The organism is Longimicrobiaceae bacterium (assembly GCA_036375715.1).
In the GTDB taxonomy this organism is placed as follows: domain Bacteria; phylum Gemmatimonadota; class Gemmatimonadetes; order Longimicrobiales; family Longimicrobiaceae; genus DASVBS01.
Genome location: DASVBS010000013.1, coordinates 41,615 through 68,249, shown reverse-complemented (window position 1 = coordinate 68,249; position 26,635 = coordinate 41,615). Strand labels below are relative to the sequence as shown.

The following is a 26,635-nucleotide window of genomic DNA, read 5'->3' as shown; positions in this document are numbered from 1 at the left end:
CCGGTTCTCCACCGAGCAGGGACCGGCAATCACCCCCAGCTCCACCCCGCCGAAGCTCATCCCCGGCTCGTCTCCCACCCGCACCACCGAGTTCTCCCCCACGAACTCCCGCGCCGCCAGCTTGTACGGCTTCATCACGGGCGTCACGCTTTCCACTCCTGGCAGGCTGAGCAGGGCCACCTCCTCGAGAAGCGCCTCATCGCCGATGCACCCGATGATCGTGCGGTGGGTACCGACGGAAACGTGCGTGCGCAAGCCCATCATTTCGACCTTTTCGCGGATGTGGTCGAGCTCTGCCTGGCTGATGCCCGGCCGGGTGACGATGATCATCTGTCGATCCTGGAGTCTCACGAGGTTCTGCCGCGAGGCGTGCAGAGCGCACCCGGCGGGCTTGGGCATCGTCGGTGCGCTCTGCGCGTCGTGCGGTCAACAAAAAAGCGGCCCGCAGAAATCGCGGGCCGCCGGGGCTACGGGAGCTGCGCGCGTTCAGCAACGCATACGCCCGCCACCACGGCCCGCGTCGCGGGTCGACCAGTAGTAGGGGTAGCGGGCGTAGCGATTCTCGTGCAGCATGGCAGGAGTGTAGAGCGTCACATGGACAACTGTCAAGAGCTCTCCGGCCTCCAGCCGAACTCCTTCCAGTCGATTCGCCCTCCGCGCCCGAAGCGGACCCCCTCCGCCTCCAGCATCATCCGTTGCAGGAGGCCGGGGTAGCCGTGCAACGAGATGCATCCACGTGCGTTCACGACGCGCCACCAGGGGACATCTGTCCCCTCGGGGAGTGTGCTGAGTACATGCCCCACGCCACGGGCAGCGCGTGGTACGCCCAGCAACGCGGCCACTCCGCCATAGGCGATGACTCGACCCGGCGGGATGCGCCGCACCAGCCGCTCCACGCGCGTGGCGAAGGCTATCTCGGCATCCTTTCTTCGCGCCATGCAAATTGGTTCCTGAAGCCGCCGCCTGAGAGAGCCGGACGCGACCTCCTGCCGCCAGTCGCGCTCAAAGGGCTGGCGGCCGGACGGCATGCGCTTCGCGGTAACCCTGCCTGACTCATTGTTTCACGCCGCGGATTTCCTGGCCAGGTCGTCGTCGGGCCGGCAACGGAGTTCATCCCTTCGCCGCGGCGAGCCGCTCTTCAGGTCTGTCCATGCCCCAGCCCCTCAAGATCGGCCTCATCGTCGGCGCTGAAGCTTCCTTCCCGACTGCCTTCATGGAGGAAGTGAATGCTCGCGCGGTGGATGTCACGGCCGAGCTGGTGCGACTCGGAGCACGCAAGATGGATGGAGCGGTGCCCTATGCGGTCATCGTGGACCGGATGTCGCACGAGGTACCGTTCTACCGCACCTACCTGAAGCACGCAATTCTGCACGGCTGTCGGGTGATCAACAACCCGTTCATATCGTCTTCCGACGACAAATTCTTCGGCGCCTCACTGGCGGCCATGCTCGGCATCAGGTCGCCGCGGACGATCATGCTCCCGCACAAGGAGTATGCTCCGGGGCTGGTTCACGAGCAGTCACTCCGCAACCTCGAGTATCCGCTGGACTGGCAAGGGGTGATCGATTACGTAGGGCTCCCCTGCATCCTGAAGGACGCGCACGGGGGCGGATGGCAGGACGTGCACCTGTGCCACTCCCTCGACGAGCTGCTCCTTCACTACAACGAATCGGGTCGGCTCCTGATGATCGCGCAGGAGTACGTCGCCTGGGAGCGCTTCGTCCGGTGCCTGTGCATCGGCCGAGAAGAGGTTCTTCCCTTCGAGTACGACCCGGTGGAGCGTCGCTTCCGCGCGGGGGCGGAGCCGCTCCCGCCGGAGCTTTCGGCGTGGCTGGCGGCCGCATCGCGCCGGCTGGTGCGGGCGACCGGCTACGACATGAACGCTGTAGACTGGGCGGTGCGCGGCGGCGTTCCCTACGCGGTGGATCTGATGAATCCCGTGCCCGAGCTGGGAGAGCACCAGATCGGGACGGCCGCTTTTCGGTGGGCCATAAGCAACCTGGCGGACCTGGCGATCAGGCTCGCCCGCAAGGCCCCTCCCGACCATGCAACGCCGGGATGGGCTCGATATCCCGAACGGCTCACCGGCCAATCCGACCCGGACAGGGCAGGCGACCTGGCGGAGGAGCTCCCCAGTCTCGCCCAGGGGCTGACCAAGCCGAAGCCGCTCCACTGACTCACGCCATCAAGCTCCAATCCCGAACCGGGGCCGGACCTACACCTCGACGAGTCGCTTCTCCTTGCGGTGTTCCGATCCCTCGAAGCTGAACACCACCGGCTCGTCGTCCACGTAGGTCTCCAGGTGGACCGGCCGCTTCCAGAGGCGATGGATGTTCTCGAGCGTTTCCCGGGCGTGGTCGAGCTTGAGCTGTACACCTTCGTAGCGGTGCGTGAGCACGAGCTCCCCACGGTTGAGGTGGTTGGCGTCCGTCACCTCGATGATGGGCTGCCCGAAGTTGGTCAGCATGAAGAGGAGCTTCTCCTTCACCTGCTGGAAAGCGCGGTTGCTGATTACGTACTGCCCCTGGCGAGGATCGTATTCGTAGGTGAAGAGGCCGTGTCTGCGGACGAAGTCGGGAGTCAGGAACTCGTCGATGAAGGTCACGTCGTTGTAGTGTCGCCGGACCTCGAAGATCTTCTCTCGCCCCGCCATCGCGCCGGTGTCCCAGTTCTGCCGCGTAGCGAAGTCGTCGCAGGCCTCCCACTCGGCACCATGCTGCCCGCGGTCCCACCGCTCCTCGATGTCGCGCCACAGCTCGATCCCCAGCTTGTAGGGATTCAGCCGCCCGGGGCCGGTCGCCATGGTCCCGGAGTGGTGGTCCGCGTAGTCGATCACCTCTGAAGGCTTGAGCAGCCGCTCCGTCATGAGCTTGGAGTGCCAGTAGCTGGCCCAGCCTTCGTTCATGATCTTGGTCCTGCCCTGTGGAGCGAAGTAGTAGGCCTCCTCGCGAATGATGCCCAGCACGTCCCGCTCCCAGTTCCGCAGCGGGGCGTGCTCCAGGAGGAAGAGCATCACATCCCGCACGGGCTCTGAGGGAAAGCGCTCCTTGTCCTTTTCTTCCGCCTCCAGCCGATCCCGTTCCGCAGCCAACGCTTCCGGGGGGTTGATATACTCGTCCATGTACCCCTTGGAGCGCAGCTTTCGCGGCTCCCGGACGGACGTCTCCTCATCGTCTCCCGGCCGCGGCGAGGGTCTCGGGGGCACAGCGGAGCGGGCCGAGCTGTAGTCGATGAGGTTGTCGAGCGAGAGGCAACGATCGAGGAACTGCTCGACCTCTTCGACGCCGTAGCGGGCCATGTACGCCCGCACGCGGCTGGCGTGGTTCGCCATCTCGTCCAGCATCTTCCGGTTGGTGTGCCGGAACATGAAGTTGTGCTTGAAGAAGTCGCCATGGCCGCAGACGTGAGCCATGACCAGCTTCTGATCGACGTGGTGGTTGGCGGCGAGCAGATAGGCGTAGGTGGGGTCATTGTTGATGACCATCTCGTAGATCTTGGAGAGACCGTACGAGTAGGAGCGCGACAGCTCGATGTACTCCATCCCGAAGCGCCAATGCGGATAGCGCGCGGGATAGCCGCCATAGGCGGCGATCTCGTTGATCTCCTCCCAGTCCAGGACCTCGTAGATGATCTCGAAGAAGTCGAGATTGTACGAGCGGGCGTGGGCTTCGATCTCGCTCTGCAGGGAGCGGAGCTCGGCAGAGAGCTGCTGGGGCATGGCAAACTGCTAGAAGCAAAGGATTAAGAGCAAGGCCCGGTTCCAGGTTTCAGGAAGACAGGAGCCAGTAGCCAGAAGTGAGCGAAGCCGGCGATTTCAACCGCCACGCTAGGCACTGCAGCTTCTGGCTCCTGGCTCCTGTCTTATGGCTTCCCAATTCCTCCAGATCATTTCCCCTTCCCCAGGAAATCCTTGATCGACGGCAGGATTCCCTCGCGATCGGGGATCCTCGACAGCACCAGGTTATCGGCTTCCACGTGGCTCTGGAGCGCGTCGAGGAAGGCGCCACTGCCCGCGCGGCTCTCTACCTGGCCGTAGCCGAAAAGGTTGGCGATGGGCAGCAGCCGGGTGCGCAGGAGCTCGAAACAGCGCTCGTTGTCGCCACTGCCGAGGTTGTCGCCGTCGGAGAAGTGGAAAAAGTAGAGATTCCAGGCGTCCGCCGGATATTCGGTCTCGGCGATGGAGGCGGCCAACTCGTACGCGCTCGAGATCCGCGTGCCGCCAGATTCCCGGGTCGAGAAGAAGGTCTCGCGATCGACCTCACGCGCCTCGGCGTCGTGGATGATGTAGCGGCTGCGCACCCCGTCGTAGTGCTCCCGGATCCAGTTGTCGATCCAGAACGACTCGATGCGAACGATTTCCTTCTGTTCGCTCGCCATCGACCCGGAGACATCCATGAGGTAGAAGATCACCGCGTTGGCCACCGGGACCGGCTGATCCTTCCACGAGCGGTAACGCATGTCCTCGCGTACCGGCACCACCAGCGGACGGAGGGGATCGTAGGTCCCCGTCGCCATCAGGCGTTTGAGCGCCTCGCGGTAGGTGCGACGAAAGGAGCGGAGCGACTCCGGGCCGATGCGCCTCACTCCGACGTACCGTCCCTTCACGGCAGTGAGCGACTCGGCTCCGCGCGGCTCGATGCGGGGAAGCTCCAGAGCCTCGCCCATCAGCCGCGTCATCTCCTGGATGGTGAGCTCGACCTCGCGGATGTGGTAACCCGGCTCATCCCCTGCGCCTCCGCCGCCGTCCGCGTCTGCCCCCCCCAGCGGGGTTCCCTCCTCGCCATCTCCCTGCCCCACCCCACCCATCTCACGGGGGCCGTAGCGGAAGCGCGGCAACTCGATCTGCGGAAGCGGAATGGAGACGATCTCCCGGCCCTTCTTCCCGATCAGCTCCCCCCGGGTGATGTGGCGCCTCAAATCCTGCTTGATGCGCCCGCGGACGATATCGTCAAAACGCTTGCGGTCGCGTTCGATTCTCCTGACCATGCGAATAGGTTGCCGTTTGTTGAGGCTGTCGGCTGGCGGCTATCGGTTGTCGCCTAGAAGCTACGGCTACTGGCTATCCGCTATCCGTCGCGATTGGTAATTCTGAGCCGGCCGAGGCGCCGCGAGACCGGCCGTCCGCTTCCTGACGGATAACGGATAGCCAATGGCCGTAGTCGAAGCTCGAAGCTCTCCTCACGCCACGTCTCCTCGCGCGAAGATGCTCGCCACGAAGTTCAGCACGTCGGTGGCGCAGACGTCGCAGTAGCCGTGCTCCTTGATGAGGCGGCTCTTCACCACGTCGATCTTCTCCTGCGCGCTCTTGTCGATCACGTTGGCCACCAGGCTGGTCAGCTTGATCGAGTCCTTCTGGTCCTCGAAGAGCTTCAGCTCGAGCGCCTTCTGCAGTCGCTCGTTGGTGTTGTACATGAACTTGCGCCCATCCACCGCCAGCGCGCCGATATAGTTCATGATCTCGCGCCGGAAGTCGTCCTTGCGACTTTCCGGGATGTTGATCTTCTCCTCGATCGATCGCATCAGGCGCTCGTCCGGCTCCTCGTACTCGCCGGTGTACTTGTTCCGCACCTTCTCACGCTGCGTGTAGGCCTTGATGTTGTCGATGTAGTTCGCGCAGAGCCGCTGCAGCGCGTCGGCGTCGCCGGAGATGGCGCGCTGGACTTCATTCTTGACGATGTCCTCGTATTCGCTGCGGACGACCGAGAGCAGCTTGCGATACTCCTCGCGCAGCTCCTCGCTCGCGATCAGGGAGTGGTGTTTGAGACCGCTCTCCAGTTCCTTCATCACCATGAAGGGGTTGACGCAGCTCTCGTCGATGTCCGCAACCAGGCAGTTCGAGATCTTGTCCTGCACATAGCGTGGACTGATCCCGATCATCCCCTCCCGCTCCGATTCCTTCCGCAGCTCCTTGACGTTGTCCTCAGTGAACCCCGGCAGGGTCTTCCCGCTGTAGAGCTTCAGCTTCTGCAGGTTGGTGAGGTTGAGCTTCTTCGGCTCCTCCAGCCGCGTCAGCACGGCCCACATGGCGGCCACTTCCACCGTGTGGGGTGCGATGTGCTTCCCCTGGATGCGCTGGTTGTTGAAGTCGCGCTCGTAGACCTTCACCTCCTCGTCCAGCTTGGTGATGTAGGGGATGTCGATCTTCACCGTCCGATCCCGGAGCGCCTCCATGAACTCGTTGTTCTGGAGCCGCCGATACTCGGGCTCATTGGTGTGTGCGATGATCACCTCGTCGATGTCGGTCTGCGCGAACTTCTTCGGCTTGATCTTGTGCTCCTGGCTCGCCGAGAGCAGATCGTACAGGAAGGCAACGTCGAGTTTCAGGACCTCGATGAACTCGATCAGGCCACGGTTGGCGACGTTGAATTCGCCATCGAAGTTGAAGGCGCGGGGATCCGAATCGGAGCCGTAGACGGCGATCTTGCGATAGTTGATGTCACCGGTGAGCTCGGTGCTATCCTGATTCTTTTCGTCCTTCGGCTGGAAGGTCCCGATCCCCACCCGATCCTGCTCGGACAGCAGAAGGCGGCGGACCCGCACGTGCTCGATCATCCGCGTCCAGTCGCCGTCATACTTCATCAACAGCACGTTGTAGACGTGGCGGCAGGCGGGGCAGAGCTCGCCCTCCACCGTCAGGCGACGGTCTCCGGCAATGCGGCGGTTGATCTCTTCCAGGAAGGAGTTGCGGAACTCCGTGGGGAGCAGGCGAAGGGGCTCTTCGTGCATCGGGCACGGCATCTCGCGGGAGTGCGCGACCTCCGGGACGTCCACCTCCGCGTCGATCCAGGTGAAGGTGTACATGGCGCCCTCAGGGGTCCTCGAGTAGTGCTCGAGCCCCCGCTTCATCAGACGGGCGATGGTACTCTTCGAGGAACCGACGGGACCGTGTAGCAGCAGGACGCGCCGCTCGGGCCCGTATCCCATCGCCGCCGCCTTCAGCACCTGCACGAGCTTCATCAACGGCACATCCAGCCCGAAGATCGCGTCGCGTCCATCCCCGATCGGATCGTCGAAGAAGTTGTAGTGGACGATCTCTTTCTTGTACTCCGTGTACTTCCGTGTCCCGAACGACACGATCATGTCGTACAGGCGCTGGAAAGCATTACGGGCCACCTGCGGCTGTTCCTCGACCAGGCGGAGGTAGTCGCTGAACGACCCCTCCCAGTGGAGATCATGGTAGTTCGTCTGGTTCTGGCGTTCGCGAATCTGCTGGATGACGTCGACGACAGGTGTGGACATACGACTTCGACTCCTGCTGGGGCGGAATGACCGCGGACGGGAAGCCCCAGCTTCCCCGTCCAGTGAGAGAACTGCGGTGGAAACAGCGGCTGAGGGGATAGAGGAAGCAGCTCGCGTGGACTCCGGCAGGGCAGGATCCGAAACGGAGACGCGGACCGGGGGATGGACCGCGTGCGGCGCTGCGGTTCGCTCCAGCACGTACCCCTCGCAATTTCATAAGATCCGTTCCGCGGAGGGGGCACTTTCCTTCCCTAGCGGGGTACCGGCGAGGCAATGGCGAGGTTCGGGATCAACCCGGCCCTATTCGGGAGCCATGCATTTTTCCTTCCCGATGTTCCGGGACGCCTCTTCTACCCTGTCGCCGCCGACCCTCCGGTGGCCCGTCGTTATCCACACGGCTCGTCGTCCCAACACTCACTGATCGCACGTGTATAACAGAATGGTTGCGTGACCCGCGCGACGCGGGCTCGCGACCTTCGTCCCGCTTCCCGGCGGCGGCCTCCGCGCGCCGGCAGCATGCCGGTCGCCGATGCGACCATCATCACCATCACAGCGCACGTCCGGAGGCCCCATGGGCAGGTCGTCCCGGTGGTTCGGTATCCTTGTTCTCGTGTTGCTCACCGCCTGTGCCTCAGGAGGTGCGGGGGGGCAGAGGATCGATCGGAACCTCCTCACTCGCGAGCAGATCCTCGAGACAAATCGGCAGAACGCCTACGAGGTGGTCGAAAACCTCCGCTCCAACTGGCTGCGCACGCGGGGGCCGACCTCCCTCACCCAGGAAGATGCCGTGGTGCAGGTGTACCTGGACGATAACCGCCTGGGTGGGGTCGAGACCCTGCGTACGATCAACACCACCCTGATCCAGTACATTCGCTGGTACGACGGAATCGCGGCCACCGGCCGTTGGGGACTCGACCACGGGGCGGGTGTGATCTACGTTTCCACGCGTGCCCTGCAGCAGTGACCCGACGACCCCCAGGGGAGTCGAGGTTCGGGAGCCATGCGGAAAATGGCACAACGGTTGCTCCTCCCCGGGGCGGAAGTGCGAGGTCAGCAAGGCGTGAAGAAAGCACATGAAAATAGGATGTAAGTCGTTGAGGGGTGGGTTGTTGGCCGTGCTCCTGGCAGGTCTTTCCGGGGGCACGGCCGTCGCTCAATCGCCGCATGGGCCGGATGGTGGAGAGTTCACCGCCCGGGAGCCCGCGGCGGGGGGCGGCCGGGTCGCCGAGGTCCATTCCGAGGCGCTCGCCAAGGGACGTTACGCGGTCGTGATCGACCTGGACCACAACATCCTCCGGTTCCAGCACGGGGATCTCGTTCTCTGGTCTGCTCCGATCGGCACGGGAACGGGCCTTTACATGGCCGACGAGGAAGACGGGTGGGATTTCTCCACTCCTAACGGCGTCTTCCAGGTGAAGTACAAGGAACGGAACCCGGTGTGGATCGCGGAGGACTGGTACTTCATCGAGAACGGTCTTCCGGTTCCGCCGAAGAACGATCCGCAGCGCTACTTCCCCGGAGGGTTGGGAGCCGCCGCCGTGTACATTTCACACGATCTGGCGATCCATGGAACGGACAAACCGGAGCTACTCGGGCAGCGAGTCTCGCACGGGTGCATCCGGTTGTCGAACAAGGATGCGCTGCGGCTCTACCACAACGTGCAGGTGGGGACCGAAGTGGTGATCGTTGGCGGCCAGAACATCCCCCGCGAGGTGATCACGCCCGCCGAGGCGCGCCGGCTGGCCGAAGCGTTCCGGCCCAAGGACCCGCGCCCGGCGCCCAGGGATCCGCTGCTCGCTACCTGGGAGGGAATGACGACCCGGCAGCTCTCCCTCGTGCTGCAGAGCGAGCTGTGGGAGAAGCCGGAGCGGAGCCGGTGGCCCGAGGTGGCGCACCTGCTCTCGGACCGAGCGCAGGAAGGCGACGACGACGCGTTGGTCGGTCTGCTCGCCGCCGCCCTGGACCTACCCAACGAGCGAGTGGAGCGCGAGTACCGGACCTATGTCGCCGACGTCTATGCGCGCGGCAACTTGAGAACTCTCGATGCCCTCTCCCGCTTCCCGGAGGAGGAGCGTCGCTACCTGGCGGCGATGATCGTGGATGCCACGATGGACCTCTACCACGGGGATCTGGATGAGCCAACGGCCCCCTGGCCGACGCGGCGGATTCCCCACGCGGCGGTAGACGAATCGGGGCAGGCAGGATGGGCCGCTCTGCGGGAAGCGGAGGAGAGCTTCAGCAAGAGGGAAATGCGGCGGGTTGCCTGACCCCGGGTTCCTGTCCTCAATAGAGTACAGGAAGCCACGCCGTGAACCACGCGGTGAGAAAGAGAATGCCCCGGGCGAGAGCCGCCCGAGGCATCTTTTCTGGCTCCGGCGAACCGCAAGCCGGATGATCCATCAGTACCGGACGATCGGGCTATTCCGCGCGGGGTGCCGCCTCCACCGCGAACCTTCCGGTGCTCCCCACACCACCCGACCGGTCCGTCGAGATGGACACACTGCCCGCCTGAAACTCCGGCGTCTCGACCCGGGAGAACACGATCTGGCCAATGCGCTCCTGGTGCTCGAGGGTGACCGGCTCGGAGAGCGTATTGGTGACGATCAACAGCCACTCGTCGGGATAATCCGCATCGATTGTGGCCGGGGCATTGGGCATGATGAGCCCCCTTCGGAAAGCGATCGAGCTGCGCAGCCTCAATTGGGCCTCGAGTCCGTGCGGCATCGTTGCCCGGAAGCCGAGCGGGATTGCCGCCCGGACCCCCGGCGGGATCACCAGGGAGTCTCCGCTGGCTCTCAGCTCGATCGGCTCCAAGCCTTGATAGGCGGATATTGTTCGACCGCGCACGTACGCCCGCACGTCGTAGCCGGCGGCACCCAGAGTCGCACGCGCGGGGACGACGACATCGGGATGCAGCGGCTCGAAGACGACCTGGAGCGGCGAGGACATCGACTAGGGCAGACGGGGGGTAGACAGGATGCCGGGACCCGAGTACGGGTTGTCGCTGTGGGTGCCGAGAACCTTGTGGGTGTACCCGTTCTCGGGGTCGACCCCGCGCCGCAGGGCGCGGTTAACGGCGTTCTCACCACGATTATACGCCAGCAGGCCCAGGCGAACGTCGTTGTACCGCTCGATCAGGCTTCGCAAGTACCTGAGCCCTACCCGCAGGTTGTTTCTGGGCTCCAGGATCTCCCCTTCGCTATCGAGGGAGCGGTCCAGCGAGCGGGCCGTGCCGGGCATGAGCTGCATCAAACCCAGCGATCCCTGCGGCCCGCGCGCCCGAATGTTGAAGACGCTTTCCACCCGGATCACGCGGAAGGCCAGCTCGGGATCGATCCCCGCCTCGAGCGCCTGCTCGACGATGTCCCGGGCCAACTCGGGGGAGATGTCGTAGCGACGGGAGTAAGCTGCAGCGAGCGGCTCCCCACTGGGGGTAAGCGCCGCCGAGTCCGCCATGCCAGGGATCCCGGGAGGAACCTCGACCGCCCCGACGTACTCGGACTCGACGTACGGGACGGGTTGCAACTGCAAGTCGCTCTTCTCGCCGTGGCCGCGAATACCCGCACAACCGGTCGCGAGGCCCACAACACTCACCACCGCCAGAAAGGCAGGCAGCATCCGACCAAGTGGGCCGTCTACCCGCGCTCGCATTGGAGGCGGGGTCGGCCCCTCGCGGAAGCCCGTCATGCACACTCCACACGCTGGTAAACACTTCACCCCCACAAACAACCCCGGAGGTGCAGCGTAGCTCGGCAGCCGAGCCTTTCCCAGAACGGCCGCACAAGTTGTATTCGGGTTGCTGACGGCGCAACCCTGTAGCCGTTAAGCCGTTGTAGCGTAAGCGATTGCCAGGGAAGATGGGGATCGATCGCAAGGGAGGGATATTGAAATCGGTGCGTGCCGCGAAAAGTTTGCTGGCCGGGAGCGGAAGACGTCTATCACGCCCTTTGTGGCTCGGGGAGGGATGGAACGGGTCTCGCGTGCCGAAGGGGCGGGATCCGGCGGAGCCGGGTCCGATCCGGGCGTGGCGTCACCCGCTTCCAGGATTCTCCTTCTTTGGACTCGCTGATTCAGGAGCCGAAATGTTCCGGAGTAAGGTCTGGTTGGTGGCGGTATCTGGTCTGGCCGCTTCTGCCTGCGTCGGCTCACCCGCCGTCGCGCCGCCGCCCGTCGATGCGGATCCCGGAGAACTGCAGGCGGTGGAGCTGCAGCAGGAATGCCGGTCCGCGAGGGACCGGGTGGATTGCTACAGCCAGGGTTTGTTGAGGCTTCTGGAGCGTGAAGGTGTTACGGCGGCCATGTTCGCGCTGGAGGAGCTGGGTGAGAGGGATGCGTCAGTCCGGCGCGAGGGGCACATGTACGCGCACCATATCGGGCTCGCGGCCTCGCCCTCACCCGACAGCGTGGGCGAAACCTTCCGTCAGTGCCGGCCTTCGTTCCAGTCCGGCTGTTATCACGGCGTGATTCAGGCCTATTTCGCCGACCTGACGTCCGCCGGGGCAGAGATCGATGCGGAGGTCGTGAACGGCCTGTGCGCCGATTACCGTGAGAACGAAGCGGATCGCTGGCTCCTCTTCCAGTGCGTGCACGGGCTCGGACACGGTCTGACGATGCTGCACGACTATCACCTGCCGACGGCGCTCGAAGGCTGCGATCTGCTCGCCTCCGTCTGGGACCGGCAGAGCTGCTATGGCGGCGTCTTCATGGAGAGCATCGTGAACGCCACCACCCCGCATCACGCGGTGGGGCGCCCGCACGTTTCACCAGTAGCGGGTGCGCACGCGGACGGGCAGGCTGAGCCCGTGGGCGAGGCTGAACATGCCGAGCAGGCTGGCCAGGTTGAGCGCGCTGAACGCGCTGGCCACGGGGCGCACGCCGAGCATGTGGCCCAAGCTGGGCAGACAGAGCATGCTGGCCACGCTGGTCACGCCAATCAAGCTGAGAACGCGGCTCACGCTGAACACGCGGCCGCAGGTCACCAGCCAGGGGGAATGGAAGCGCACCAGCACCATGGTGGCGGTGCCGTGCAGACAGCCAGCCGTGAGCCGTTTCCCCCGTTGGACCCGGACCAGCCGCTTTATCCGTGCACCGTCCTCGAGGAGCGCTACCTGATCGCCTGCTACCAGATGCAGACCTCCGCGATCCTCTACTTCAACGGAGGGGACATTGCCGCCACTGCGCGGGCCTGCGACCAGGCGCCCGAGCGCTATCGAGGGCAGTGCTACCTCAGCCTCGGCCGCGATATCAGCGGGATTACCGTACAGGATCACGATCGCGCCCGGCGCGCCTGTTCGGTCGGGGATCCCGAGTACGCCGTCTGGTGCCACATCGGCTACGTCAAGAATCTGGTTGATCTGACCGCCGATCCGCTGGATGCATTGGAGTACTGCCGCGGTGCGGAGGGGGATCGCCTGAAGCAGGCGTGTTATCACGCGGTGGGGGAGGAGATCTGGGTTCTGACGAGCGATCGGCAGCAGGGGGAGGACTGGTGCGCCCTGGCGGAGCAGGGCCACGTAGACAACTGCCGCCGGGGTGCCGGGCTCGTGTCCTGGAGAGAGGTGGCCGCCGGGTAGCCCAACCCGCTTCGGGTCCCATCGCCGGCATCGGCCGGGTGGCGGGCCGGGGCGCCCTCGCCCACTGTCGCAGGGGTGTGAGACCCGCCCCCGCGCAAGGTGTCGCGAGGTCCGGCCCGGGCTCGCTACCGAGCTCGGTCAGTAGCGGGTATCCATTCCCAGGACGAGCCTCGCCGTGTCCCGGGCGATGAGCAGCTCCTCATCGGTGGGGATCACCCAGGCGGCGAGGCGTGAATCGGAGGTCGAGATCGGCCCCTCCTTCCCGTCCACCGTGGCGGCGTTCGCCTCGGGATCGAGCGTCAACCCGAACCAGTCCAGGCCCTCACAGATCATGCTCCGGACCTCTGCGGCGTTCTCCCCGATGCCACCGGAGAAGATCACCGCGTCCGCCCCGCCCATGGCGGCCAGGTAGGCCCCGATCTGCTTCCGCGCACGATAGCAGAAGATCTCAATGGCGAGCCGCGCGCGCCGGTCATTGTGCTCGTGCGCCTCGGCCAGGAGATCACGCATGTCGTGGGTGAGACCCGAGATGCCGAGCAGGCCGGATTGCTTGTTGAGCAGGCTTTCGACTTCCGGCAGGGTCATCCCCTCCTTGTTAGCGATGTAGTCCAGAATCGCCGGGTCGACGTCGCCCGAACGAGTTCCCATGACCAGACCCTCCAGCGGCGTGAAGCCCATCGAGGTGTCGACAGAGTCGCCGTACATGTTCGCGCAGGCCGAGCACCCGTTGCCGAGGTGAAGAGTGATGAGGCGCGGCTTCTCCCTTGGTTGGCCGGTCAACCGTCGATAGCGGTAAGCGATGTAGCGGTGCGACGTGCCATGGAAGCCGTACCGCCTCACCCTGTGGCGGCGATAGAGGGAATACGGGATCGCGTAAAGGTAGGCGTAATCGGGCAGGGTGAGATGGAACGACGTATCGAACACCGCCACCTGGGGGATCTGCTCTCCAAGGGCCGCCCGTACCGCCTGAATACCACGAAGGTTGTGCGGGTTGTGCAGCGGGGCGAGGTCGATCGCATCCTCGATGCGATTGCGTACCTCTTCGTCGATGATGACGGACCGCTGGAAGTACTCGGCGCCGTGCACCACCCGGTGGCCCACTGCGTCTATCTCGGCGAGTGAGCCGAGCAGGTGGCCGCTGGGCGGATGCGTGATCCAGCCGAGCACTGTATCGAGCGCCGCGCGAAGGTCCCGGATGGGTTGGGTGGCGCGATGGATCGGCTCCCCTGTCACCTCCAGGGTGATCACCGCATGCCCCCCGATGCGCTCGATCAGCCCACGGGCCAGCCGCACGTCCGCGTCGGCGGCGATCTGCTCGGCACTGGTCTGAATGAGCTGGAACTTCAACGAAGAGGAACCGGCATTCAGGACGAGGACGTTCATGGATGCGGGGCGACGAGTGGGGCAAACGACCGGATGTCCGCCAGATCCCCTGCAGACGATGGGCCGCGTGGGGAAGGATTACGGATTACGAATTACGAATTACGGGTGCCAATTCTGAATTTTGAATTGGATATGGGTCGGGTATTCCGACCTTGCAATGTCGGCCTTGCAGGAGTGTTGTGAGCGTCAGGCAGGAAGTCGTGATTCGTAACTCGTAATTCGCAGTTCCCGCGGCCCCTCGATGTCGGATGACAAACTGGAGAGTTGGAGTAGGGCATAAAATTATGAAAGGGCGCCTCGAAGGAGGCGCCCTTTCGCCTGCCGGCGGCTGGGAGGTCGTCGTGCCAACGAGGCCCGCATCCGTGCCCGCCGGAGAACGAGCGAAGAGAGCGGGGGTCAGATCGGCATTCTAGGGCCAGGGACACGAGCGGCCACCCCGGACCGGACCCGTGTGAAGACGGATCCGCAGGCCCCTACGACATCCGTTCCGCAGGGGTTTCAGCTTTTCGATGCCGCTGATCGTCCGAGCGTTGCCGTAGAGCGAGGGCGGCAATGCGCTGCTGGGCTTTAGGGAGGGCGAGGGAAGCGAGCTCACGGGGGTGTACCCAGCGCACCTCCTGATATCCGAGCGGCCGGGGGGTGCCCTCGAGGAGCGTGCCCCGCACCACATGGTAGCTCACGCGAACGTGCGTGAAGGTGTGAACCACCATTCCCAACTCCGATCCGGCCGCGATCCGGACGCCTAGCCGAGCGGCCAGGCCGCGCTCGGCGCCAGGGCCCGGAGCTTCTTCGGTGCGCAGGCAGTCGCCGGGAAACTCCCACAGGCCCGCAAGGCGCCCGCGGGAGGGGGCGCGCGCCAGCAGCAGTCGCCCGTCCGACTCGACAACTGTCGCCACGCGGGCTTCGTGGGGAAGCGGGCCCCGTCGCTTTGGTCGCGGATGCTGCTCCTGCGTGCCAGCCGCCCGGGCGGCGCAGCGCGAAGCAGCGGGGCAGGCTGTACAGCGCGGCGCGCGTGGCGTGCAGACGATCGCGCCGAGTTCCATCACCGCCTGGTTGAGGCAGCCGGGACGCGCGCCCCGGACCAGTCGCCGGGCGAGATCCCACAGCTCCGGCTCGCTCGGCTCGGGGCGCTCCAGCCAGCGCGCGAAGACCCGGCGGACGTTCCCGTCCACCACGGGTTGCTCGTGACCGAAAGCGATCGACATCACCGCACCGGCGGTGTATCGACCCACCCCGGGAAGACTTCGGAACGCATCGGGGTCCCCCGGGAGAGCGCCCCCGTAGCGCTCGTGGACCTCGCGCACGGCGCGGTGGAAGTTGCGGGCACGGGAGTAATAACCGAGCCCCTCCCAAGCCTTCAAGATGTCGTCGAGTGGAGCCTCAGCAACGGCTTGCAGTGTGGGAAAGCGCTCCAGCCATCGATGGTAGTACGACAGAACGGTATCCACCCTGGTCTGCTGTAGCATGACCTCGGATAGCCAGACACGATACGGATCCGGCGGTGTGCCGTTTTCGAAGCGCCAGGGAAGATCGCGGCGGTTCTCGTCGTACCAGGTGAGCAGCGCGGCGCGAAGCTCGCGCAGGTCGGAATCGGTCATGGTCTCGCATACCCCAACAATTGCCGTCCGGTGCGACCTCCTGTTGCGAGCGTTCGGGCGCGACCGGCTGTTGCATCAGGTGATAGCGTCATAGTTTGCATAATAGCGAGTCGCGACGCGCGGCCGCGCTGGTCTCCATCCTCGACCTTCCGGTGCCATGAGATTTACCAACTACACCCGATACACGGGTCACCGGGCCGACGCGCTGAACCTCGAGGCTCTCCTGGAGCACCTTTCCGACTTTCTGCTTCAGAGCGGCTTTGCGGGAGGTCCGTACTTCCACCCCTACTGGGGCGAATTCGGGGATGACGATCGCTCGCTCGACGCCCTGAAGGAGGCGCTGCTCCGCGCGCTGATCGAAAGCGGGCAGCTTACGCCGGAGATGATCAAGGAGCTCCGCGGGGAGGGCGAGGGGGACGAGGAGGTTCGCAACCAGATTGCCGAGCTGCTCGACCGGCTCGTGGAACGTCTGGTCGAGGAGGGCTACCTCAACCTCTCGCAACCACCCACGATGCCGGGAGGCAACTTCCAGCCTACAGACGTGCCGGGGACGATCGACGAGGCACGCTCGGCGGCGCAGCAGGTAGAGTTCAACCTGACCCAGAAGGGGATCGACTTCCTCGGCTATCGCACCCTTCGCCACCTGCTGGGCGCCATGGGGCGGTCCGGCTTTGGCGCGCACGACACTCCGCACCTCTCCACCGGGGTCGAAGCCGAGGCAGCCAGTCGCCCCTATGAGTTCGGGGATACGTTGAACCTGGACATTCCCCGCACGCTCACCAGCGCGCTGGCGCGCAACGGGCTGCGCGAAGACGGAACGCTGGAGCTCGATTACGGTGACCTGCATGTCCACCAGACCGAGTATCGCTCGAGCTGTGCGACGGTGCTGCTGCTCGACACCAGCCACTCGATGATCCTCTACGGCGAGGATCGGTTCACGCCGGCGAAGAAGGTGGCGCTCGCCCTGACGCACCTGATCCGCACCCAGTTCCCGGGCGATACGCTGCGCGTCGTTCTCTTCGGCGACCGGGCGGAGGAGATTCCCCTCTCCCGGCTGGCCCACGCCAAGGTGGGACCCTTCCACACCAACACCGCCGAGGGGTTGAAGCTGGCGCGCCGCCTCCTGCTCTCGCAGAACAAGGAGATGCGTCAGATCGTCATGATCACCGATGGGAAGCCTTCGGCGATCACCCTCCCCAACGGTCAGGTCTACAAGAACCCGATGGGTCTCGACGCGCGAGTGTTGCGCGAGACCTTCGCCGAGGTAGCCGCCTGTCGCAAGGCCGGCATTCTCATCAACACGTTCATGCTGGCTCGTGACGCCGCGCTGGTCGCGTTCGTCAACCAGGTATCGCAGATTGCGCGTGGAAAGGCCTACTTCACGACTACGATGACGCTCGGCCAGTACATCATGCGCGATTTCCTGCGCCGCAGGACGCGGAGAGCGGGGTGAGTTCTCCGTCCGGAGCGGTAGGCAGCGCCGATCCGGAGCCGTCGTCCTCTCCTTCTCCCGAACTGCTGGAAGTTCCGGCGGGCGGTACTGCCTTCCGGTGGCTTGCCGCGTCCCTACTGGGAGGCGCCGGCTTTCTCCTGAACCTCCTCCCCGTGCAACTGTCTCCCGGCATCGACATGCTGCTCGGGGGAGTGTTCGCGCTGCTCGCGGCGGTTGCGTTCGGACCTGCCAAGGGGCTGCTGGCTGGCGGGCTGGCGGGAGCCCGGAGCCTGGCGCTCTGGGGGCACGGGTGGGGGTGGCTCATCTTCACCCTCGAAGCCGGGTTCGTGGGGCTGCTGGCGGCGCGCCGCAAGGTACGCCCGATGGTGGCGGATATGCTGTACTGGGTGGTGGCCGGTGCGCCGGTGCTCTACCTGGCCTCTTGGGTGGCGCTCGACTACGACGCCACGACCTTCGGGGTCATCGTCCTCAAGCAGGTCCTCAACGGGCTGTTCAACGCGGTCCTCGTCGAGCTGCTGCTGCTGATCCCCTTCGTCCGCTGGGCGTTGCGGATTCCCCGCTTCCCGGGGCTCCAGTCGGTCATCGCCGTGATCACGGCGACGGCAGCCATCGTACCGGCACTCGTCTTCGGCATCTGGATCGGTCGGCGGGAGTGGTCGCGCAATCTGTCCGCTGCCGAGCAGCGGGTGTTGACTTACACCCAGGCCTACGCTTCGAAGCTCGAGCAGTACGTGCTGCTCCACGAGCATGCGCTGCGGTCGGGGGTGCTCGCCTCCGAGCGGTCGGGTTCCTTTGATTCCGCCCAGCTGCAGCGGATTGTCGGGGTCGTTCGCGAGCAGTTCCCCGGCTTCGTGGGGGTCCACGCTACCGACGCGTCCGGCCGGATCGTCGCGATCGATCCCGGCGGAGTGATCCCTGTCGCCCGCGAGCGGCCGGTTGTGGTGGCCGACACCGCCCAGGGCCCACTTGCCGGCGACCTCAGGCGAACCCTTTCCCCGGAGATCATGCGCTCCCCTTCGGGGAGCCTGATCCCGGTGGTACTGGTGTCGTACCCCGTGATTCAGGCGGACACGGTCGCGGGGCACCTGGTCGGCGCGCTCGACCTGCGCACCCTGCCCGAGTCGAACCCACGCCCCTGGGAGTACGAGCGCCTGGTAGTGGCCGACGGACAGCGCTCCGTGATCTACGACAGCCACACGGCAACAGGCGCGTACCCGTCGACCTTCTCCGAGGTGGACTCAGTCGTGTTCGCGTCGGTGACTTCGCGTCCGCTACCCGCCACCGCCTACTTCACCCGCGACTCCCAGCGGCAGAGCGAGCTCGGCGCGGGGGGGCACCCGGAGTTTCTCGCGGGCGTCGCGGCCATTCCGGGCCTGGGGTGGTGGGTGTGGATGGAGGAGCCCTTCACCCGGATCCAGAGCTTCGTAGCCGAGTCTTACCTGCGGCTGTTCAGCCTCCTCATCGCCGTCAGCGTGCTGGCATTGCTGGCGAGCAACGCTCTGGGAAGGTATCTGGCGGCCCCGCTCCTCCGCATGCGGAGCGCAGCGGGGGCGCTTGCCGCGGGCGACCTCGTTGCTCGGGTGGGCCGACTGCCGGTCTCGACTCCAGTGGAGATTCGAGAGCTCGGCAGTGCCTTCGACGAGATGGCCGCGGCGCTCACGGGCCGCCACGAGGAGCTGGAGGAGTTGGGAGACATCGCCCGCTCCCTTGCCTCCACGCTGGACCTGCAGACCCTGTTGCCGCGCATTACGGAAGCCGCGGAACGGCTCGTCGACGCGGATGGGGTGGCCATTTCACTGGTGTCGGGAGCGGGGACGCGGCTGCGCCTGGCCGACTACACGCTGGGCCTGCTGGCGAGCTCGGCGGGGCAGGAGATCACGATGGAGTCCAGCGTGGCGGGCTGGGTCATCCGTAACCGGCGCTCGCTCCTGATCCGAGAGACGTGGCACGACACGCGGGCGAGCAGTGCCGACGTGGACCCCGAGACCATGCGCTCGGTGGTGTGTGCTCCACTCCTGGGGCGGTCCGGCGCGCTCGGGGCGCTCACCGCGGTGAGCGCCCGTACCTCGACGACCAAGGTCTTTGGCAAGGCCGACCTCGAGCTGTTGGAGCGTCTTGCCGGCAACGCGGCTGTGGCAGTGGAGAACGCCCGCCTCCTCGAGGCCGCGGAAGCGGCGTCGAGGGCAAAGTCGGCGTTCATCGCGACCATGAGTCACGAGGTGAGGACGCCCCTGAACGGCCTGCTGGGAAATCTGGAGCTCCTCGAGCTCGGGATCTACGGAGAGCTCGCGCCGCGTCAGCGGGAGACGATCGCACGCATGCAGAAGGCTACGCAGCAGCTGCGCACCCTCATCGAGGATGTCCTCTCCTTCTCGCGGCTCGAGGCCGGCCGCTTCGAGGTGCAGCTCGCCGATTCCGACCTGTGGCACGTCGTCGAGGAGGTCGCGGCGATCATTCGTCCGCTGGCCAGGGAGAAAGGGTTGGACTTCGTGATGGAGAACGAGGTGCCGGAGGAGGAGCGGCGGGTGGTGAACACCGACCCCGACAAGGTACGGCAGATCCTGAGCTACCTCGCCGGAAACGCCGTGAAGTTCACCCGCGAAGGGCGGGTTTCAATCACCCTGTCGCAGGACGCGAAAGAAGTCTCCATTCGGGTATCGGACACGGGGATGGGTATCGCGCGGGAAGATCAGTCCCGACTCTTCCTACCCTTCGAGCAGCTGGACACCGGTCTGTCGCGGGCGCACGGCGGCGCCGGGCTCGGTCTCTATCTGGCGGGGCGCTATGCGGAGCTGCTGGGCGGCAGGATCCTGGTGCGGAGCGAGCCCGGAGTGGGGAGCGACTTTACCCTGGTGCTTCCACTCCAGCAGGTACGGGCCAGGCAGAACCTGTGGATGCCCTCGCCCGGTATCGCTTCCCCGCGCCAGGACGCTTCGCACCCTCAGTAGTAGGGATTTACCCCGGCGGTGTGGTCGGTGACGTCGATGATCTCCCGGATCTCGGGCACCTGCTCGCGAACCATCCGCTCAATGCCCATCCGCAATGTGGCCGCCGAGGCAGCGCACCCCTGACAGCCGCCCCCCATCCGGAGATAGAGCGTGTCATCGCTCACGTCGACCAGCTCGACGTAGCCTCCGTGCGCGGCGATCGCAGGGTTGATCACCTCGTCGATCACCTGCTGAACCCGCTCCGCCATCGGGCCCGAGATGCGCAGCTCGCTGGGCTGGTGCCGCGCCGCGGCGGCGCGTGCCCTGGGATCCTCGACGCGGAATCCACCGTTGCCGTCTTCCTCGACCCAGTCGATCGTCGCTCCGCTGAGCAGGTTGGAGGTGTCCAGGTTCAGGAAGACCCGGATCTCATCGACGTTGATGGCGATCTCGGTACGCAGTCGATCATCCCGCTCAACGAGCGAGATGGTATAGCTGCGGACAAGCGGCGAGGGGTTTGAGCGATCCAGCTCGATGCGAAGTGCCGGATCCTGCACCACTGCCTGATCTACCAAGCTCTGTATCTGGGCCCGCGCTGCGGGGGTAATCTCGATCATAGCCAGCTCCCAGGGTGGTCGTTCGCGACGCTGTACCCCGCAATCGCGCGTAGGTGCGCCTCGATCATCCCTCGGCGGGGATCTTCAGTGTCCTGCCGGCAATGATGCGGTTGCCGGTAAGCGAGTTAGCATCCTTGATCGCCTGTACGGTCACCCCGTGTCTACGGGCGATTCCGAGTAGCGAATCGCCCCTGCGGATCCTGTACTCGCGCACCGCGTACGTCTTCTGCTTACGGACCTCGGGCCAGTTCACCAGGAAGGTGGTGCGCGTGCCGGGCGGGACCCGGAGCACGGAGCGCTGATCGTTGCGCGTGCGGTTGAGCCTCAGCTGCGGGTTGAGCTGCTTAAGGTCACCAAGCTCGACGCCGGCGGCCTCCGCGATCGCCTGCAGCGGGGTACCGGGATCCACAACCACCTCCTCGTAGGAAAGCGGCGCCTCCAGCTCGACGTCTCCGAACCCGTACTTCTGCGGCTCCTTGGCGATGCGTGCGGCCGCGATCATCAACGGGACGTAATCACGCGTCTCGCGAGGTAGCCGGTCCCAGATCTCGTAATAAGAGTACTCCGTCCCCTTTTCGGAACCCGTCACTTCCCGCATGATTCGCCCGACGCGGTTCTCGCCTGTATTGTACGCCGCCGCGGCGAGATACCAGGAGCCGAAGCGGTCGTACAACTCGCTCAGGTAGGTGAGGGCGGCATCGGTCGCCTTCTCGGGATCGTTGCGCTCGTCCACCGCTCGGTTGATCTCGAGACCATAGCGCTCCCCCGTTTCGGCGATGAACTGCCAGAGCCCGGAGGCCGCCGCCGGGGAGTACGCGCGGGGATTGAAGCCGGACTCGATCATCGCCAGATAGATCAGGTCCTGCGGCATCCCGCGCTGCTCGAGCTTGGCGGAGATCATGGGGACGTACCGCCCCGAACGCTGCAGGAACCGCTCGAACTCGTCCCGCTTGGTGGTGGTGAAACGCTCGATCCAGTAGTCGACGCGTTCGTGATCCAGGTTGGGGAGGTCCCAGGTGACGTTGTCTGGCGCCGGAGCGGCGGATTCCACGTTGGTCGCGACCAGCGGCGAAACCCCCGTGACGGGATCGAAGCGTTGCTTGCCGGCCACTGTGCCCCCGATCCAGGCGGCCCCGAGGATCCCGGCAATCGCGAGCGTGGTAGCCTGTGCGCGGCCGAACCCCGCTGAGCTCTCGTCGATGCGTCCTCCCGCCATCGATCCTCCTTTGTGGGTTCGGCGAAGTCGTTGTACTACATGGAATTACAAATCACTACGGGAGCCCGGCGACACAAGTTCCATGCCTCGTAAAGCCTCGGAACAGGCCTTGCGCCCCTCCCCGTCCGACGTCTACCGACACGCTCAATGACGCTGAACCGCACGCTGCAACACGCCCTCGAGGAGCGTCTGGGTAGGGACAGGCTGGCGTACGATGAGCCGCTGGCCCCGCTGACGACGTTTCGCATCGGCGGACCGGCGGATGTCCTGTATCGGGCGAGAACCGCTCAGGAGTTGGTGGGTGCGCTGCGGCTCGCCCGCGAGTTGGGGGTGCCGCACTTCCTGCTCGGGTTGGGGGCGAACATCCTGGTGGGGGATGGGGGCTTCAGGGGGCTGGTGATCCGCAACGAAACGCGCCGGATCGAGTTCCTGGACGAAACCCGCGTTCGGGCCGAAAGCGGGGTGATTGTCTACCACGACCTCATCCAGGCCACGGTGGAGCGAGGGCTAGGCGGGTTGCACCATTTCGTCGGGATTCCCAGCACCGTGGGAGGGGCGATCTGGCAGAACCTCCACTTCCTGTCGCCGCCCCCTGAGCGTGAGCGAACGGTCTTCGTGGAGGAGGTAGTCGAAGCGGCAACGCTGCTGACCGCGGAGGGTGAGGTGAAGACCGTCGACCTGGACTATTTCCGCTTCGGTTACGACTACAGCATCCTCCACGACCGGCCCGACGTGGTGCTGGACGTGACCTTCCGGCTCCAGCCAATGCCGGAGGAGGTTCTGCGGGAGACCATCCGGGAAAACCTGCAGTGGCGCGATGACCGGCACCCCGACCTGTGGCTCTTCCCCAGCGCCGGGTCGATCTTCCAGAAGATCGAGGGGATCGGCGCGGGCCGCCTGATCGACGAATGCGGCCTGAAAGGCTACATCCACCCCGGCGGCCGCGCCCGCATCTTCCCGCGCCACGCCAACATCATCGTCAACCTCGGTGGCGCCCGCGCCCGCGAGATCCGCGAGCTGATCTCCCTCTGCCAGGAGACCGTGCAGCGCCAGCTGGGCTACGAGCTCACGCCGGAGATCGGATTCGTCGGCGAATTCTGAGCGGCGTCGAACTACGAATTGCGAATTACGAATTACGAAGTACGAATTACTGGAGGCGGTGCCGAGGGGTTCTGTCCGAGTTCAATTCAGAATTCAAAACATTCAAAATCCAAGAATTCAAATTTGAGCCTCGTAATTCGTAATTCATAATTAATAATCTGTAATTATCCAGCAGTGATCCGGTCGAAATACTCCGCGATATCGAACCCCGCGGGGTCGACCTCGAAGAGCCGGCCGCGGCCGAAGTAGCCGGTGGTCGGATAGTAGGGTGGCGGGGCGGTGGCGGCGCACTGGTCGTAGGAGTAGCGCTTGAGGTAGCCGGTGATCGAGGAGCCCGAGCGCTGGCCTACCGCCCCGCGGCGGCTCTGGATGATTCCCCCGGTGATGTAGAGGCAGCCGCGGCCCGCGTTGGATCCTTCGCAGTCGTCCGCGTTGGCCCACCCGCCGGAGTAGTTCTCCACCGAGAAGCTGCGCAGCGTGAGCAGCACGCCGTGAATGATCTCGTCCGGCGTGGAGTCGAAGGTGCGGTACATGTTGCCGGAGCTGGACACTTTATAAGGCGAGTTCAGGTGGTTGTCCGCCACGACGATCTCGCCGCCGGAGAAGAGGCCCAGGATGTCGTTGCAGGTCGCCGCCGCCGGGTCGGTGGCGTACGTCAAGTCATCCACGATGACGATGTCATCCGTGGTCGCGAGCGTGACCCGGCCACGGAGTACGCCGCTCACCGCGACCTTCCCCGTCACGTGGATCACCCCCTTGAAGTTGGGGTTGAAGGTGCGGCTCAGGGGGAAGAGGTAGTCCCGGTCCGCTCGGCTGGCGATGGCCGCCGGCATCGGGGCCGCCCACGTGCCCGGGTAGGGAACCCACTGGCCGCGGTAGTCGGTGGCCTGGAAGTTCAGGTTCAGCGAGAGCGAATCGGAGCCGCCCGGATAGCAACGCGCCGGCTGCTGACCGGACTGGCCCTGAAGGACCTCCATCTTGCTGGCGTTGTGGGTGCTGGAAGTGTTGTTGTGCCACGACGCCGTGTAGAACTGCACGGTGCTGCCGCTGATGTGGCGGTGCCCGCAGTTGGGCGAGTCCTCCGCCGGCGTGGCGGTGGAAGCGACCACCCAACGGGCCCCCGAGGTGGTGTTGCTATTCGCGCGGTAGACCTTGAAGAACCCCTCGTCGGGCCCGGTGGTGTTCCCGTCTCCGTCCAGGTCGATGGCCACGAATTCGATGCGCATCGTTGCCTCGCCCAGGCCACCGGCCGTGGAGCTCACCAGGTTTGTGTTCCCACTTGCTGCCAGCGCCCTCAGCTTGTCCAGTTCGGCGACATCCGGCAGCTCGATCCGCGTGACCCCTTCTTCGTAGCCCTGGCGGAAGCGCGCGCGATTCGCGTTGACGATGTCGCGCGCGGTGGTGACGGACCCGTGGAAGATAGGCCCATTGGGGGCATCGTAGATCCGGATGCGGTCATTCGAGTGGACCGGGCCGAAGAGCTGATCGCCCGGTGCGAAGTAGATGGGATCTCCCGACGGATCGGTTTCCAGATCGGTAAAGTAGGCGAACTTGGAGAAGCTCTCCTGGGCCATCTCGCGTCGGAAGATTGCGCGGTTCCCCCGCGGATCCTCCACGACCGACACGATGCTTCCGAAGATGCCGTACTGCCCCGTTGCTACGCCCGTGGGACCGACGTACACCCGGCGGGTGAAACCCGTGAGCCGCCTCCCTGAAGCGTCAGTCAGGGGCAGGCTGTCGCTGGGAAGCTCCCGGAAACCGGAATCCGGGTAGAGCTGAGGGCGCCGGTTGATCAACGCACGCGCCATCTCCGCGCCGGAGAACGCAGCGTACTCCATCTGCGCCTGCTTCTCCGCTTGCAGGTTGATGATGCGCGCGTTGCCAAGCATCGACACCGCCGAGACCGACAGCGCGGCCACCAGCAGTGCCAGAAGCAGAACCATGAACAGGGCAAAGCCCTCCTCGCCCCGGATTCGTCGGGGAATGAGCGGCTCGATCATGGCATTATCGTGACCGGAGATGAGGTGCGCAGAGGCGACATCGAGGGCGTGCAGTCCTGAGCGGCCACGGCATACTGGTAAACGCCGCCCACCTCGGCGCTCGCGTCAGAGAAGATGTAGGTGGCGTTTCCGGCCGGTACGCTGAAGATGGGCTCGTTCCATGGGCCGGTTGTGCCATTCCGCCGATAGATCGCATAGCGCACCACGTCCTGCTCGCCGCTCGACTCGTCCACCGACCGGCTCCAGATAACCTCCACCGATGGCGCGCCCGCGCTCCCCACCTGGTTGGCCACGATGGACGAGCTGAACAGCGGCGGCTCGCCGCAGGTCTGCAGCTGCATCTGTCCCGCGTTCGGCATGCGGATCAGCCGGCGCAGCGCGGCATCCTGTGAGGTCTCTCCCCGCCTCCCATCGGTGGAGCGCAACGAGACCTGCACGGCCCGGATGCGGTCGATGCGGGCGACGGCTCCGGTGTCCGCCGGGGACATGTGGATGGGCGCGGAGTGACGCAGCGGTAGCCGGTTCGGAGCCACCCAGTTCACCGTGGGAGGGGCGGTGTCGCTGACGAGTACTTCCTGGTAGCGGAAGAAGGGGCGCCCCTCGTCGCGCAGGAGGTTGCGAGCGACCACCTCGGCCGGGCGATCGTTCACCCGGCGATAGAGGATGAAGTCGTCGGAACGCGGCGTGCTCGCGTCGGGGGCGAAGTAGAAGATGATGGTCTCCGCCGCGCTGGTAGCGCCTCCGTCGCGGTAGGTGCTGTCCGGATAGGCGAAGCTGGTTTGCGGGAGGGTGTAGCGCCGCGCCCGCGTCAGCGATCCGACCTCCTCATCGCTCGCCCCGAGGTCGCGATATACGGCGAAGACGTCGGCCGAGTCGTTTGTGGCGTAGTCGGCGTTGAAGGCGATGGTGGCACTGTCGGCATAGACCAGGAACGGCTGACCCGGCACGATTCCCGTCCCCGCCGTGCGCAGGTTGCGCTCGAGCACGTCCGCTGCGAAACGGTAGTTCTGCAGGGCGGCCATTCTGCCGGATCCGAAGCCGAAGGCCATTTCCTGTTGCCGGACGAAAGACAGTATGGCCGAGACCAGAAAGCCCATGATCACCAGACCGACGACCAGCTCGATCAGGGTCACGCCCTGGCGATCGCGCAGGATGGATGGCTTCATGGGGCGCCCACCACTACAGTCTGGCGGACGGTATCCGCCCACGTGGGAGTGACCACGCTCACGGTGATCACCGTGTATCCATTGGCCACCCGTACGTCGGTCGATCGCCGGTAGCGCGGAAACCCTGGGACGGAGTCCTCCACGCCGTCGTAGCGGGCCGGAATCAAGGTGTACTGCGGGTCGCTCTGGACTTCCGTCAGCCGGTCGGCGGCGAGCTGCAGAGCTGTCGCTCGGAAATCCTCGTGACCCACGTCGCGCACGAACCGGTCGGTGATCGCGGCCTGCAGCCCGAGCACGGCGAAGCCGAGGAGGACCATTGCCACCAGCACCTCTATCAGCGTAAAGCCTCCTCTGCTCGACAT

General features: G+C 65.2%; 22 protein-coding genes. 7 read left to right on the top strand and 15 right to left on the bottom strand.

What is annotated here, in order from left to right; all coding sequences use genetic code 11:
* The 3 genes from VF167_02300 to VF167_02290 all read right to left on the bottom strand — a co-directional run.
* A partial coding sequence (locus VF167_02300; GenBank protein ID HEX6924233.1) for a hypothetical protein occupies positions 1-399 on the bottom strand: 399 nt, incomplete at its 3' end.
* Between the two features lie 87 nt (positions 400-486).
* Positions 487-609, bottom strand: coding sequence for a hypothetical protein (locus VF167_02295; GenBank protein ID HEX6924232.1), 123 nt, complete (start codon positions 607-609; stop codon positions 487-489).
* Positions 606-938 carry an MGMT family protein gene (locus VF167_02290; GenBank protein ID HEX6924231.1) on the bottom strand — a complete coding sequence of 111 codons (333 nt, stop codon included), beginning with the start codon at positions 936-938 and terminating at the stop codon, positions 606-608. The genes VF167_02295 and VF167_02290 overlap by 4 nt, the downstream gene beginning before the upstream one ends.
* Positions 939-1,150: 212 nt before the next feature.
* On the opposite strand from VF167_02290, the gene VF167_02285 reads away from it, so the two are divergent.
* Entirely contained in the window at positions 1,151-2,176 is a 1,026-nt protein-coding gene (locus VF167_02285) for a hypothetical protein (protein ID HEX6924230.1), read from the top strand.
* Between the two features lie 39 nt (positions 2,177-2,215).
* Here VF167_02285 and VF167_02280 read toward each other — a convergent pair whose 3' ends face one another.
* The 3 genes from VF167_02280 to VF167_02270 form a co-directional block, all read right to left on the bottom strand.
* Positions 2,216-3,718, bottom strand: a complete 1,503-nt coding sequence (locus VF167_02280; protein ID HEX6924229.1) for a SpoVR family protein — start codon at positions 3,716-3,718, stop codon at positions 2,216-2,218.
* Positions 3,719-3,885: 167 nt separating this feature from the next.
* Positions 3,886-4,986: a DUF444 family protein gene (locus VF167_02275; protein ID HEX6924228.1), complete on the bottom strand. Its 1,101-nt coding sequence runs from the start codon at positions 4,984-4,986 to the stop codon at positions 3,886-3,888.
* 192 nt (positions 4,987-5,178) lie between these two features.
* The gene (locus tag VF167_02270; protein HEX6924227.1) at positions 5,179-7,239 is read right to left on the bottom strand and encodes a hypothetical protein; all 2,061 of its coding nucleotides are present in this window, start codon (positions 7,237-7,239) and stop codon (positions 5,179-5,181) included.
* 571 nt (positions 7,240-7,810) lie between these two features.
* On the opposite strand from VF167_02270, the gene VF167_02265 reads away from it, so the two are divergent.
* Together VF167_02265 and VF167_02260 are read left to right on the top strand one after the other, a co-directional pair.
* Positions 7,811-8,203, top strand: coding sequence for a hypothetical protein (locus tag VF167_02265; GenBank protein ID HEX6924226.1), 393 nt, complete (start codon positions 7,811-7,813; stop codon positions 8,201-8,203).
* Positions 8,204-8,312: 109 nt separating this feature from the next.
* Complete coding sequence (locus tag VF167_02260; protein HEX6924225.1) at positions 8,313-9,506, top strand: L,D-transpeptidase; 1,194 nt, start codon at positions 8,313-8,315, stop codon at positions 9,504-9,506.
* A 151-nt stretch (positions 9,507-9,657) separates the two neighbouring features.
* Here the strand turns inward: VF167_02260 and VF167_02255 are convergent, their stop codons facing one another.
* Both VF167_02255 and VF167_02250 read right to left on the bottom strand, forming a co-directional pair.
* Positions 9,658-10,188 (bottom strand): hypothetical protein, encoded by a 531-nt coding sequence (locus VF167_02255; GenBank protein HEX6924224.1) that lies wholly within the window; start codon positions 10,186-10,188, stop codon positions 9,658-9,660.
* 3 nt (positions 10,189-10,191) lie between these two features.
* Positions 10,192-10,926 carry a transglycosylase SLT domain-containing protein gene (locus VF167_02250; protein HEX6924223.1) on the bottom strand — a complete coding sequence of 245 codons (735 nt, stop codon included), beginning with the start codon at positions 10,924-10,926 and terminating at the stop codon, positions 10,192-10,194.
* 395 nt (positions 10,927-11,321) lie between these two features.
* Here VF167_02250 and VF167_02245 point away from each other — a divergent pair, with 395 nt between their 5' ends.
* Positions 11,322-12,812 (top strand): hypothetical protein, encoded by a 1,491-nt coding sequence (locus VF167_02245; protein HEX6924222.1) that lies wholly within the window; start codon positions 11,322-11,324, stop codon positions 12,810-12,812.
* A 138-nt stretch (positions 12,813-12,950) separates the two neighbouring features.
* Here VF167_02245 and VF167_02240 read toward each other — a convergent pair whose 3' ends face one another.
* On the bottom strand, positions 12,951-14,195 hold the full coding sequence (locus tag VF167_02240; protein HEX6924221.1) for an acetate kinase: 1,245 nt from the start codon (positions 14,193-14,195) through the stop codon (positions 12,951-12,953).
* A 473-nt stretch (positions 14,196-14,668) separates the two neighbouring features.
* Positions 14,669-15,793, bottom strand: coding sequence for an A/G-specific adenine glycosylase (gene mutY, locus VF167_02235; protein HEX6924220.1), 1,125 nt, complete (start codon positions 15,791-15,793; stop codon positions 14,669-14,671).
* 157 nt (positions 15,794-15,950) lie between these two features.
* Between mutY and VF167_02230 the strand changes: the two genes are divergently transcribed.
* Together VF167_02230 and VF167_02225 are read left to right on the top strand one after the other, a co-directional pair.
* Positions 15,951-17,246, top strand: coding sequence for a VWA domain-containing protein (locus VF167_02230; protein HEX6924219.1), 1,296 nt, complete (start codon positions 15,951-15,953; stop codon positions 17,244-17,246).
* Entirely contained in the window at positions 17,243-20,194 is a 2,952-nt protein-coding gene (locus VF167_02225; protein ID HEX6924218.1) for an ATP-binding protein, read from the top strand. The genes VF167_02230 and VF167_02225 overlap by 4 nt, the downstream gene beginning before the upstream one ends.
* Here the strand turns inward: VF167_02225 and VF167_02220 are convergent.
* Both VF167_02220 and VF167_02215 read right to left on the bottom strand, forming a co-directional pair.
* The gene (locus tag VF167_02220; GenBank protein HEX6924217.1) at positions 20,188-20,790 is read right to left on the bottom strand and encodes a NifU family protein; all 603 of its coding nucleotides are present in this window, start codon (positions 20,788-20,790) and stop codon (positions 20,188-20,190) included. The genes VF167_02225 and VF167_02220 overlap by 7 nt on opposite strands.
* Positions 20,791-20,854: 64 nt before the next feature.
* The gene (locus VF167_02215; protein ID HEX6924216.1) at positions 20,855-22,006 is read right to left on the bottom strand and encodes a transglycosylase SLT domain-containing protein; all 1,152 of its coding nucleotides are present in this window, start codon (positions 22,004-22,006) and stop codon (positions 20,855-20,857) included.
* A gap of 147 nt (positions 22,007-22,153) precedes the next feature.
* Here VF167_02215 and murB point away from each other — a divergent pair, with 147 nt between their 5' ends.
* Entirely contained in the window at positions 22,154-23,107 is a 954-nt protein-coding gene (gene murB / locus VF167_02210) for a UDP-N-acetylmuramate dehydrogenase (protein HEX6924215.1), read from the top strand.
* 164 nt (positions 23,108-23,271) lie between these two features.
* On the opposite strand, the gene VF167_02205 is transcribed toward murB, so the two are convergent.
* The 3 genes from VF167_02205 to VF167_02195 are packed head-to-tail and all read right to left on the bottom strand — an operon-like array spanning position 23,272 to position 26,635.
* Entirely contained in the window at positions 23,272-25,107 is a 1,836-nt protein-coding gene (locus VF167_02205) for a DUF4900 domain-containing protein (GenBank protein ID HEX6924214.1), read from the bottom strand.
* The gene (locus VF167_02200; GenBank protein ID HEX6924213.1) at positions 25,104-26,273 is read right to left on the bottom strand and encodes a prepilin-type N-terminal cleavage/methylation domain-containing protein; all 1,170 of its coding nucleotides are present in this window, start codon (positions 26,271-26,273) and stop codon (positions 25,104-25,106) included. Before VF167_02200 ends, VF167_02205 begins: the two co-directional genes overlap by 4 nt.
* Complete coding sequence (locus tag VF167_02195) at positions 26,270-26,635, bottom strand: prepilin-type N-terminal cleavage/methylation domain-containing protein (GenBank protein HEX6924212.1); 366 nt, start codon at positions 26,633-26,635, stop codon at positions 26,270-26,272. The genes VF167_02200 and VF167_02195 overlap by 4 nt, the downstream gene beginning before the upstream one ends.